This is a genomic window from Colwellia maritima, assembly GCF_022669015.1.
GTDB classification, from domain to species: Bacteria; Pseudomonadota; Gammaproteobacteria; order Enterobacterales; family Alteromonadaceae; genus Colwellia; species Colwellia maritima.
In genome coordinates this window covers 183,965-195,973 of sequence record NZ_JAKKSL010000006.1, presented here as the reverse complement: position 1 = coordinate 195,973, position 12,009 = coordinate 183,965, and the positions used below count along the sequence as shown (strand labels likewise).

General features: G+C 37.3%; 9 protein-coding genes and 2 pseudogenes. 10 read left to right on the top strand and 1 reads right to left on the bottom strand.

The features are described 5' to 3' along the window. The first annotated feature begins 31 nt into the window (after nt 1-31). The 3 genes from orn (at nt 32) to L3081_RS23490 (ending at nt 4,096) form a co-directional block, all read left to right on the top strand. On the top strand, nt 32-577 hold the full coding sequence (gene orn, locus L3081_RS23500; protein WP_242288717.1) for an oligoribonuclease: 546 nt from the start codon (nt 32-34) through the stop codon (nt 575-577). Between the two features lie 215 nt (nt 578-792). Continuing rightward, nucleotides 793-3,882: a hypothetical protein gene (locus tag L3081_RS23495; RefSeq protein WP_242288715.1), complete on the top strand. Its 3,090-nt coding sequence runs from the start codon at nt 793-795 to the stop codon at nt 3,880-3,882. Further along, complete coding sequence (locus L3081_RS23490) at nt 3,875-4,096, top strand: hypothetical protein (RefSeq protein ID WP_242288713.1); 222 nt, start codon at nt 3,875-3,877, stop codon at nt 4,094-4,096. Before L3081_RS23495 ends, L3081_RS23490 begins: the two co-directional genes overlap by 8 nt. 74 nt (nt 4,097-4,170) lie before the next feature. On the opposite strand, the pseudogene queG reads toward L3081_RS23490, so the two are convergent. After that, nucleotides 4,171-5,386 (bottom strand): annotated as a pseudogene (gene queG / locus L3081_RS23485) (tRNA epoxyqueuosine(34) reductase QueG). Between the two features lie 84 nt (nt 5,387-5,470). Here queG and L3081_RS23480 point away from each other — a divergent pair. From L3081_RS23480 to miaA, 7 genes and pseudogenes are all read left to right on the top strand, one after another. Continuing rightward, nucleotides 5,471-7,030 carry an NAD(P)H-hydrate dehydratase gene (locus tag L3081_RS23480; protein ID WP_242288712.1) on the top strand — a complete coding sequence of 520 codons (1,560 nt, stop codon included), beginning with the start codon at nt 5,471-5,473 and terminating at the stop codon, nt 7,028-7,030. 13 nt (nt 7,031-7,043) lie between these two features. Beyond that, nucleotides 7,044-7,541 (top strand): tRNA (adenosine(37)-N6)-threonylcarbamoyltransferase complex ATPase subunit type 1 TsaE, encoded by a 498-nt coding sequence (tsaE, locus tag L3081_RS23475; RefSeq protein WP_242288711.1) that lies wholly within the window; start codon nt 7,044-7,046, stop codon nt 7,539-7,541. Nucleotides 7,542-7,616: 75 nt separating this feature from the next. Next, nucleotides 7,617-8,120, top strand: a complete 504-nt coding sequence (locus L3081_RS28755) for an AMIN domain-containing protein (protein ID WP_338027484.1) — start codon at nt 7,617-7,619, stop codon at nt 8,118-8,120. Further along, a complete protein-coding gene (locus L3081_RS28750; RefSeq protein WP_338027483.1) occupies nt 8,104-8,949 on the top strand; it encodes an N-acetylmuramoyl-L-alanine amidase in 846 nt (281 codons plus the stop codon). The genes L3081_RS28755 and L3081_RS28750 overlap by 17 nt, the downstream gene beginning before the upstream one ends. 44 nt (nt 8,950-8,993) lie before the next feature. Next, nucleotides 8,994-10,450, top strand: a pseudogene (gene mutL / locus L3081_RS23465) (DNA mismatch repair endonuclease MutL). 28 nt (nt 10,451-10,478) lie between these two features. Next, nucleotides 10,479-10,937 carry a hypothetical protein gene (locus tag L3081_RS23460; protein WP_274620740.1) on the top strand — a complete coding sequence of 153 codons (459 nt, stop codon included), beginning with the start codon at nt 10,479-10,481 and terminating at the stop codon, nt 10,935-10,937. 85 nt (nt 10,938-11,022) lie between these two features. After that, complete coding sequence (gene miaA / locus L3081_RS23455) at nt 11,023-11,919, top strand: tRNA (adenosine(37)-N6)-dimethylallyltransferase MiaA (protein ID WP_242288884.1); 897 nt, start codon at nt 11,023-11,025, stop codon at nt 11,917-11,919. The last annotated feature ends 90 nt before the right edge of the window (nt 11,920-12,009 follow it).

Below are 12,009 nucleotides of genomic sequence, written 5' to 3'. Positions count from 1 at the left end.
TCTATTGCTTGTGCAATTTTAAGGGATATTTATGACATGTAACAAAACCAATTTAATTTGGCTTGATTTAGAGATGACAGGCTTGGAGCCTGAGACGGACGTTGTCTTAGAAATTGCCACTATTGTGACAGATAGTCAATTAAATATTTTAGCGGAAGGACCTGTATTTGCTATTGCTCAATCAGATGATGTTTTAGATAATATGAGCGAATGGTGTATTGAACATCATGGTAACTCAGGTTTAACGAAACGTTGTCGTGATAGTCAGGTAAATATAGAAGAAGCTACCGCTAAAACCATCGAGTTTGTGCAGCAATACGTCCCAAAAGGTGTATCACCTATGTGTGGTAATAGTATTGGACAAGACAGACGTTTTATTAATAAATATATGCCGGACTTTGAAGATTATTTTCACTATCGTAATTTAGACGTGAGTACAGTAAAAGAATTAGCTCGCCGATGGAAACCTGAAGTATTAGATAAAGTCGTAAAAACAGGCGCGCATTTAGCGTTAGACGATATACGCGAATCTATCGCTGAGTTACAGGTATATCAAGAGCACTTTTTTAAGATATAAGCATTAAAAATTGAAGTGCTAGCAATGTCATTTAGCAAGTATTATCAGTATAAAAGGCTAAAGTGTAACACAATTTGATTGCGCATAGCCTTTAAGCTTCTGCCGGCCAAGCATAATTTTATAACGTGTGTCTATTTTTGTTATCTGGCTATTATTTCCCTTACGCTTTGGTATAAACTAAGTGTATTAAGTAATTAAGAATAAAAACAATAGCTATGAGCAATATTGACGAGTTTGCTAACCTGAACAATGATGATACGGCGCCTATTCAACCCCAAAAAATAGCAAAATTAAAACCCTTATATAGACAATTTACTTCTTTATTATTGGCTTTATTGTTAACTATTATGGTGATTGTGGGATTAACGTATGCTCTGTTTTATCAGCATAACGTTCAAAAAAGCACATTAGAAGCCAATCAACTAATCCCTATAGCGCAAGAATTACAGCACATTAAAGCGCTACATAAAGCTGATGAACTCATGAGCGATTTATTATTTGCTGCCAATGCAGAGAATTTTGTTGAACTCCATAAAGAGTTGATTGCAATTAATGCGCAGTTATTGGAACAAAATAGCACTAATACTGCGCTGTTTCAGCAATGGCTGAATGAATATAAACTCACCGAGGATATTGTCTCTCGCCTTCAAGATAGTTTTACGCGCAATCAACAGTTAAAACAAAGCAGTATTATTCAATTGCAATTAATGCTTTTATCTATTCAACCCGTTATCGATAATCAACTTGCTAATCAAAGTACTCTTTTTACACAACTCCAAACTGAAAAAGTAAGCAATAAAGTTAGTTACACTAGTGCAACGGCTTATGCCAAGTCAGTTCAGCATTTAAATAGTTTACAACAATTAAAGTCTTTGTTATCGGATGTATTATTAAGCTTTGAACAATTAGATATGCGTACTTCTATGGCAAGTTTTGAGCATTTGCGCGTAAAAGTAGCGCAACTTCTTTTATTACATAAGCAAGTTAAGGGAATTGAAATCACTCAAGGAATGGTTGATGTCAATCAGCAATTTGATACGTTTGAAAAAATAGTCATAACAGAGCAAAGCGCCTTAACAAAATGGCAAGGTTATATTCGCTTAGCTCAAGGTTATCAAGATGATTTGACAGCTCAGCAACAAAAAATCAGACAACTTATGACAAGCCCTTATGTATATCCACAAGCGAATGGAAAAAACATGATCCATGTTTTTCTTGGTAAGTTTAATGTTCAGGTGTCGGATCATAATATCGTTACTACTTTAACTGCAACGATTGGTTTTTTCTTGTATATCTGTGTCTTTTTATTATGGCAAATACGTCGAAAAATTAAGGTTTCTACTCAACGTAGTATTGATATTATTAAAGACGTTATTGACAAGCCGACCGCAAATACATTCGCTAATTGTGCTGAAACATATGAAATAATACAGCTTGTGAAAAGTAGTGCCACCTCCTCGCATAGTGAACTTGAATTTCAATCATTGTCAACTCAACTAAAATCTACCGAGCAGCGTTTATCAGAGCAAGTTGAAAAAACAGAATATGCAATTCAACTTAATGAAAAATATCAACTAGACAGTAAAACGAAAGATCAAAAAAAGCTTGATACTGAATTGCAGCATTATGCGTCGATAGAAGGAGCAATTTTAAATATAATTCAAAGGCATCAATTGACCTGTATTAAACCAGAGTTAATCACTAACAATCATGGCTTGAATATAACAACGCAATTAAGTTTATTATGTCAACGGTTAGCACAATTTCGTTTGGCGTTAACGGTTCAGTCAGCGAAGTCACGATTAGAATTGGGTGATATTAATTTACTCACGGAACTTCATGCTATTTTGTTTAATAAACAACAGGAACAATTGATTAACAATAATCAGCTAGTTGTTAGTTTTGATGAGCAGTTATTAAATGAGGTGAAAATTGATTTTCGTTTATTTCAGCAGTTAATCTCTTTGTTTATTGATATTTCGCTTGCTGACCGCAATGAAGCTCAATTACTTTTACAGGTGCAATTACTTGATAAAAGTGTGGGACGACAATTAGTATGCTTTTCAGCTAAAGTAAAAGTTAAATCACTCAAGGTATTGCCAGATCTTGTTACGCAGCTTGTTCGATCACAATCAACGTTAATCACGGCGTCTTCATCGGTTGAAGTATTTTCAATCTTGTTAGCCAAGCAGTATGGCGGAAATGTTGTTGCTCAACTTGTTGATGAGGGTTATCAACTTAATTTTGAATTGCCCTTAGCTATAGCATCATCAATAGCAATTTTTGATAATGTTACCTTAAATAACGCAAAAGTAATTTTGTTATCAAATAATGGGGTATTGGCTGAATTAATTGAAAAAACAGTATTGTCAGCTAAAGGTAAATTCGAACGCTTAGCCGTAATCGAAAGTATTGAGCATTACCTTAGTGCCAAATATCTAAACCTTCATAAGCTTGATGTATTAGTGATTTCGAGTGACATGGCATTCAGCCATCTTGATTATATCAAGGATAAACTCACTCAATTGCCGCATTCGATGCAACCTAAGTTAATGGTACTTCAATCACATAATCTTAAGTATGAACACTTTGGTTTTTATGCTCAAGCAGAGCACATTTTATGTAAAGATACGTTTATAGAAAATATTATTCAGCTTTTAGCCAATGATGAACAAGATAACCAATTATTTGGTTGTGAGCCCTTTGTTGATAATCAATATCAGCCAACGCAATTGCCTTTATTACTGGGGGTAAAATCGCCGCAACATTATCAAAATTTACAACGATTATTGCAATGGCTAGGCTTTTATGTGCAGATAGTTTCTCATGAATCCCGGCAAGAAACATTCTGGAAAACAGGACAATATAGCTTATTGATAACCGAATTTGTTGAAACAGCTTTTCTGGAAATGAAGAATACACCCAAAATTGACATTGGTGTTTTTGATCTATCTAACAGTATGCCCGTTGTTAATAAAAGTCATGGTGTCTATTTCGAACATTGGCATAAGGGAAGACTCGCTAAAGAAAGTACCTTGCTTGAACTTGTTGAAGTGTTATCACCTTGGCTCAAGCTTAAGCAAGGTGTTTGGTCGAAACCACAAAATCTTGGGAGTACAATAAAACTCCAGTCCCATGATGATGAACATGACATTGAATCAGAACTATTAGCGTCATTAGATGATAGGGTTATTACACAAGTTGCAGATATTTTAACGGGTGATGAACAGACCAAAATTTTCAATTTTTCAAACTATTTACATAATCAAGGTTCGGTTGAGTTGGCATTATTTATGCTTGGATGATTACACGCAAGATAATCATCAACAACTTAATTTACTCATTGAAGCGCTCAAAGAAAAAAACATAAATGCAGCTAAATTATCTGTGGCGGCCTTAACATTGAATGCACAAATTCTAACAGCTCCACAATTGCTATTACTGTGTACTCAATGGACAAACCTATTAAGTTGTCACGAAATACCCAAAGAATGTAGAAACAATAAATGCATTAGTTAAAGAAACACGCCTTGCGTTGGATGATATTGATACCTTCGCCGAAGCTATTTAGGATAGGATTGGCGGAAAAATAACTAGGCATCTCTGGGCAGTCCTTTTTCAACAGAGCGAATCAATCGAGCATTGAGTCTGTTATTGGCATTATTGTTTGTGCTATTTATTGAATTTGTGTTGTTACTAGGGCTTTTTAATTGTTGTTGTTTAATCGCCCAGTGAATATGTTCAGCAACTAATGTGGAAGCATTGGCTAACTGTTTTTCTAATGCTTCAATAATCTGTATATCCCAAGGTGCATTACCTAAAGCAACGGCAATATTTCTCTGCCAACTTTGAAACCCTATTCTACGTATAGGGGAGCCTTCAAAAGCACTTAAAAAATAAGATTCTTCCCAAGAAAAGAGCGTTAACAGTGTTATTTCATCTAGTTGATGTCGAGCTTGAAAATCATTTTCTAAACTGAGTTTAGCGTATTTATTCCATGGGCAAATTAACTGGCAATCATCACAGCCGTAAATTCTATTACCCATTAATGGTCTTAGTTCAAGGGGGATTGGATCAGGTGATTCAATGGTAAAATAAGAAATACAGCGTCTTGCATCAACAACATAAGGTTCAACAATAGCCTGTGTTGGGCATATTTTAATACAAGCGACACAGTGACCACAGTCATTTACCTTTGTTTCAGTTAAATCGTTATTGTCAGGCTGTTCCACGGTGACAGGTAAAGGAATATCAATCAAAAGCTCACCGATAAAAAACCATGAACCTGCCTCTTTGTTAAGTAATAAACTATGTTTACCTACCCAACCTAAGCCTGCTTTTTCAGCTAAAGGACGTTCTAATATAGGTGCAGAATCAACAAAAGGGCGAAAATTAAAGTGTTCACAATATTCGGTAATCAGTTTGCCTAATTGTTGAAGTCGTTTACGCATTAATTTGTGGTAATCTCGGCCTAATGCGTAACGGCTTATATAAGCATGATCTTTCGCTTTTAAAATGCGTGCACATTTTGCTTTTGTTGGTAAATAGTCTAATCGAACACTGATCGCTCTGACCGTCCCAGGCTCTAATTCTGCTTGGACGTGCGCGCATTAAACCATGACGAGCCATGTAGTCCATATTGCCATGATAATTATTTGCAAGCCATTTCTCTAATGCTTGCTCATGTTTTGATAGATCAATATCCGTAATACCCAGTTGAGAAAAGCCTAATTCTTTTCCCCAACACTTGATTTTTTCAACCAATTCAGGATAGTTAATAGTGGGAGTATTAAGTGTTGTATTTGTCATTTTTAAGTGAGATAACCGATGCAATTACAGTAAGTGAAGTATACTTAATTAATCAAAAGATAACTAACAAGGTGTAAATTTTTGATGAGTTTATCACAACCGGCTAACACAAAACATCACAGGTACAGCGCTTATAGTGCGCTACAAGTTTTGGACAATGAAGGCGTAGTGGCGAAAAGTCAAATGCTGCCAATGTATGAATTAATGACAAGAGCCGGTAGTGCCGCGTATAAAATTTTGAGTCAACGTTGGCCCCAGGCAAAAAGCATTCTTGTTATATCAGGCAAGGGCAATAATGGGGGGGATGGTTTTATCTTAGCGCGCTTAGCTCATTTAGCCAATATTAACGTGAGCGTGCTGATAACGTGCGAGCCTGAATTAATTAAGGGCGATGCACTAATTGCTTACCAAGCAATGCTTGAGGTTGGTGTAACACAAGTAGTCACTAATAATTTACTGGATTATATTGGTGATTTTTCAGGAGATGTTATTGTCGATGCACTATTTGGTATTGGCTTTTATGGCACATTAAATGACTCTATGCAGCAGCTAGTTACGTGCATCAATACGCACAAAGCTAGTGTGCTAAGTATCGATACTCCTTCAGGGTTATGCGCAACAACGGGTTTTGTCAGTCAAAACAATGCAGTTATTGCCGATGTAACCGTTACCTTCATTGTTTATAAGCAGGGGCTACTTTCAGGGCAAGCGGCTAATTTTGTCGGTGACTTACGCTTAGCCGAGATTGGTTTGGGTGATGTTTTTACTGAAATGGTTAAAAGCGATGTGAGTTATCAAACAACTAACCCTTTACTTAATGACGTTAGTCCATTAAAAAATCGTCTAAATACCAGTCACAAAGGTAATATTGGTCAAGTGCTGTGTGTTGGTGGTGGTGAGGGAATGCCTGGAGCGATACGTTTAGCAAGTGAAGCTACGTTAAGATGTGGTGCTGCACTTGTTTCTGTTTGCTGCCATAAAAGTAATCGCTCCATGGTTTTCAACGGCCGGCCAGAATTAATGTTAGCGCCAAGTACCGTGGACCAATTGGTTAATACAACAATGATGAAAAAAGCTAATGTTTTATTGATTGGACCGGGGCTAGGACAAACAACTTGGTCAAAAGCGTTATTTGATTTGATCATCAACTATACCCTAACCAATAAACAGAAACGGTTAGTCATTGATGCTGATGGATTAGCGTTGCTCGCACGCACAGAATATTACTGTGAGCGCCGGATTTTAACTCCACATCCAAAGGAAGCTGCTAATTTGTTAGGGTGTGACGTAGCAAGTATCGAAGCTAATCGTTTTACAGCAGTAAAAGCAATTGCTAAAAAATATGGTGGAATATGTATTTTGAAAGGGTCAGGAACTTTGATCTCAGACGGGAATAAAACTGTTATAAACAGTACAGGTAATCTTGGTATGGCGTCTGGAGGCATGGGGGACGTACTTTCAGGTGTTGTGGCCGCATTCGCTTTACAAGCGAGTGATTATTTTACTGCTACTTGCTCAAGTGTCTATATTCATGGTGCTGCAGGTGATATTATCGCTAATAAGCGTGGTCAACGTGGCATGTTAGCGAGTGATTTATTTATGCCATTGCAAACATTAGCGAATGAAAATCATCATTCAATATAAATTTTGAGAATCAATGAAACAGTTAGAATATTTTTTAGCAGACGAAGCCGCGACCGTGGCTGTAGGTGAGAATTTAGCGAAAGTATTGCAAGGTCAGTATGAGCAGAAATTAACGCAGCAATCATTAGTGGTTTTTTTAAACGGCGACCTAGGTGCAGGAAAAACAACATTAACCCGTGGTTTTGTTCGGGGCATGGGACATCAAGGCAATGTGAAAAGTCCGACATATACATTGGTTGAACCCTATGAATTGCCACCTTGGCAAGTATACCACTTTGACCTTTATCGTTTGGGTGATCCAGAAGAATTAGAATACATGGGGATCCGTGATTACTTTGCTGATAATTGCTGTTGTTTTATCGAATGGCCAGAAAAAGGGACTGGGGTCTTGGCTAATGCCGATATAATCATTAATATAGAGTATCAAAACGAACAAAGGTTGATTGATTTACAAGCATGTTCGAGTCGGGGCGAAGGTGTTTTACTGCAATTAGCGCAGCTAACTTCCTAGCGCTAGCTTACGATAAGTGCTAATTGATTAGCCATGTTGACATTGTTTAGAGAATATTATCATTTAAGGTTCATTATGCGTTTGCTTACTTACATTATTTCTACTTTGCTTTGGCCTTTACTAGCCGCGGCATTGTTGACAGTAAGTTATGCTTCAGCAAGTACAAATAGTATTAATGGTATTCGTGTTTGGCCCGCGCCTGAAAATACACGCATTGTTTTTGATCTTAAATCAAAACCAGATTATAAATATTTCACGTTAAGTAAGCCCGATCGACTAGTGATTGATTTTAAAGATACCAACAATACCGCTGATCTAGCTTTATTAGCTAACAATGACCCACGTATTAAACTTATTCGAACCAGTACCACAAAATCAAAATCAGACACACGTTTAGTATTAGAATTGGCTAAAGCTTACCCCATTACTGTCTTCCCTCTTGCACCTGCAGGGCAATATAGTGATCGTTTAGTAATTGATTTATATGATAAAGAAAAAAAAGATGACAATATATTAAAAACACTTCCGAACGAAAAACGCGATATTATTATTGCAATTGTTCTTGGGGCATGGCGGTGAAGATCCTGGTTCTATCGGTGCTAAAGGCTCTTACGAAAAACGAGTGACCTTGTTAATTGCAAAAAAACTTGCCGCATTGATTGATCAACGTTCTGGTTTTAAAGCGGTGATGATTCGAACGGGCGATTATTACGTTACCCATAGTCGTAAAACAGAATTGGCGAGAAAAAATAAAGCCGACTTACTTATTTCTATTCATGCTGATGCGTTTGTTTCTCCTAAACCCTACGGCGCATCAGTGTTAGTTCAGTCGTCTAGACGTGCAAACTCTGAATTTACTCGTTGGATTGAAAATAGACAAGATGAATCAGAATTATTGGGTGGTGCAGGTGAAACCATTAAAAAGACTAAAGATAAAAATCTAGCCTTTACCCTAGCTGACATGAAAAAAGAATACACAATGGCAAGTAGTTATGAATTTGCCTTACATGTAATTAAAGAATTAAAACAGGTGACTAAGCTTCATAAAAAAAATCCTGAAGGCTTAAGTTTAGCAGTATTGAAATCTTCTGATATTCCATCAGTACTTATTGAAACCGGGTTTATTTCTAATCCATCAGAAGAGAAAAAACTGAACAATCATCATCACCGGCAAAAACTTGCCAAGGCTATTTTTAATGCAGTCGACAGTTTCTTTCTAGAAAACACGCCTAAAGGGACATTATTGGCAGCGACTGAAATGAAAAAACATAAAGTACGTAGTGGCGAATCTTTATCAGTGCTTGCGCAACGTTATAAAACATCAATAGATACAATTAAATCAATCAATAACTTAAAATCGAATGTATTACGCATTGGTCAAACCTTAAAAATTCCTCGCGAAGGGTAACGCCTTTTTTAATAAGCAAAAAGCAATAATAAATAAGAAAAACTATGTCAATAGCGATACTTCCGACCCGTTTAGCAAACCAAATAGCTGCAGGTGAAGTGGTAGAAAGACCCGCTTCGGTTATTAAGGAGCTTGTTGAAAATAGCTTAGATGCCGGTGCAACTACCATCAATATTGAGGTTGATAAGGGAGGGGTTAAACGAATTCGTATTAATGACAATGGTGTGGGGATTGCTAAAGACGAACTCACACTTGCGTTAAGCCGTCATGCCACGAGTAAGATAAAAGAGTTAAAAGACTTAGAAGCTATAAACAGTTTAGGTTTTCGAGGTGAGGCATTAGCCAGTATTAGCTCTGTAGCAAGGCTTACATTGACGTCTAAACCGAAAAGCCAAGCTACTGCATGGCAAGCAAGTGCAGAAGGTCGTGATATGGCCGTGACCATACAACCGGCTGCACATCCTGATGGCACCACAATTGAAGTCTTAGATTTATTTTTTAATACCCCAAAGAAGACGTAAATTTTTACGCACTGAGAAAACAGAGTTTACTCATATTGATGAAGTGATACGACGTATTGCGGGCCTGTTTTCATGTTACTTTTTCACTTACGCATAACGGTAAAATAATCCGCCAGTATCGTGCTGCCACGACTAAAGCACAAACGGCTAAGCGAGTCGCTATGGTTTGTGGTCAAAAGTTTGTTGATAATGCAATAGAAATCGATTGCCGGCATGACGACATGGTCTTTACAGGTTGGTTAACGAAACCGAGTTTTGCTCGTAATCAAAATGATCTTTGTTATAGCTATGTTAACGGCAGAATGATGCGTGATAAACTCATTAATCATGCTATACGACAAGCGTATGCCGATTTATTACCGCCGGATACCTATCCTGCTTTTGTGTTGTTTTTATCACTTGATCATCGTGAAGTGGATGTCAATGTTCATCCGGCCAAACATGAAGTGCGTTTCCATCAAAGTCGTTATGTGCATGATTTTATTTACGCCGTTTGCCATAAAGCGCTAATGGAAAACAACCAAGCAAGCAATGCCCTTGTTGATACGATTCAGCATGAGCCAGAATTGGCTAATATTCACTATACACGTCCTGACTATGTAACGCCGTTAGCTCATGTAAGTCAGAAACAAATGGATCAGGTCATTCCTAATCAGATATGTGAAACAAGTGGTAACGTAAACCCTGCCGCAAATCATTATACGCATAGACCCTTATCATCCAAAGATGCCGTGGCAAATTATCAGCAATTAATGACACCCGTTTCGTCAACCACAGGCGAGAAATCAACAGTGTCAGACGCATTAGAGGTCTTGCAAGAAAAGCCTATTTCAACGCAATTTTTTATTATGGTTGAGCAAGAAAAGTATGGTGTTTTTAAACATCAACAATGTTTACGTTTGTTATCATTGACGGCTCTGGCATACCAAATACATAAAAGGAAAGTAACGCTGAGTGGCAACAAAGTGACGGTAAATTAGAACAAGGATTAATTAGCCGGTTTTATTACTGCCAGTAATGATCACAATTTCAGCGGAACAAATGATAATCGTTGAAAATTTTCAAAGCCTATTAACGCTGGCCGGTATTATTATAAATGTCAACGAAAGCAATCGCGCTAACAAAAGAATTCAAATACGCCAATTTCCTGCACTTCTACGGGAACAAGATGTTAGCGCGAGTTTTATCAGTCTTATTGATGAATTATCTATGACAAAGCTCAGTCCTATAAAAGGAACGAGTGAAAATGATGAAAATGAAGCTAGTTTAATGATTTCTGCTATTGCGAAGGTGATGTCTGCACAAAATTATAGTGAAGAACAAGCAAATAACTTGTGGCTAACAGCCGAAAAATTGTTTGGGTCACAATTATTAGCCTTGCTACTCTTGAATTCTGTCCCCTTAGACCTTACATCTGATATTAAGCAATTAACCGCTAAAATTGAGCCCCAATACCCAGAGGGTTAATGAAGCGATAAACCAAGTAGCAACGTGAGATTTCAATCCAGTGTCCGTCAATAGTTTAGCTAAGTCTCCTCCTGTTATTTGTTTAATGGGGCCAACCGCATCGGGTAAAACTGCATTGGCGATGGCGATATATGATGCTTTACCGTGTGACATTATTAGTGTTGATTCAGCTTTGATCTATCGTGATATGGATATAGGCACCGCTAAACCAACTGCAGATGAATTATTAAAATACCCGCACCGGTTAATTAATCTTCGTGATGCATCGCAAAGTTACTCTGCGGCAGATTTTTGCCAAGATGCGCTCGTTGAAATTGCAAAGATTCGCGCCAATAACCGCATTCCTTTGTTAGTGGGTGGAACTATGATGTATTTTAAGAGTCTCATTGAAGGAATATCACCATTACCTGCTGCGAATAACATTATTCGTAAGCAAATAGAAAAAGAAGCGGTAGTTAAGGGGTGGGAAGCTTTACATGAAGAGCTAACTGATATTGACCCCGTGTCAGCACAGCGAATTCATCCTAATGATCCGCAACGATTAACACGAGCGTTAGAGGTTTTTCGTTTAACTGGTAACACTTTGACACAATTAACTCAAACTAAAGGTGATAAGCTTGAGGGTAATATATTACAATTTGCCATAACACCTAAAGAGCGAAGCACCTTACACGAACGCATTGCTTTGCGTTATCAACAAATGATTGCGCAAGGGTTTGAACAAGAAGTAGTTACCTTAAAAAAACGTACTGACTTACATGAAGATTTACCGTCAATTCGCTGTGTAGGATATCGTCAAATGTGGCAATACCTAAGCGGTGAATGTGACCATGAAGAAATGCTTTTTAGGGGTGTGTGTGCTACCAGACAATTAGCAAAACGACAATTAACTTGGCTCAGAAACTGGCCTAATTTAAATTGGCTAACTACAGACGATGAAGATAATTTATCAAAAGTATTAGCAGCGGTTGGCAAATGCTAAATGATTTTAGCGAATATATAACCTGAACTCGGTTTAAGATATTTTTAATTCGTAAATATAAGAGCTATCATTAAGCAATATTAAAATATT

Excerpts from the sequence above, each read along its gene's own strand:
- orn (WP_242288717.1), top strand. The coding sequence starts at position 32 with ATGACATGTAACAAAACCAATTTAATTTGGCTTGATTTAGAGATGACA.
- L3081_RS23495 (WP_242288715.1), top strand. The coding sequence starts at position 793 with ATGAGCAATATTGACGAGTTTGCTAACCTGAACAATGATGATACGGCG.
- L3081_RS23480 (WP_242288712.1), top strand. The coding sequence starts at position 5,471 with ATGAGTTTATCACAACCGGCTAACACAAAACATCACAGGTACAGCGCT.
- tsaE (WP_242288711.1), top strand. The coding sequence starts at position 7,044 with ATGAAACAGTTAGAATATTTTTTAGCAGACGAAGCCGCGACCGTGGCT.
- L3081_RS28755 (WP_338027484.1), top strand. The coding sequence starts at position 7,617 with ATGCGTTTGCTTACTTACATTATTTCTACTTTGCTTTGGCCTTTACTA.
- miaA (WP_242288884.1), top strand. The coding sequence starts at position 11,023 with ATGGGGCCAACCGCATCGGGTAAAACTGCATTGGCGATGGCGATATAT.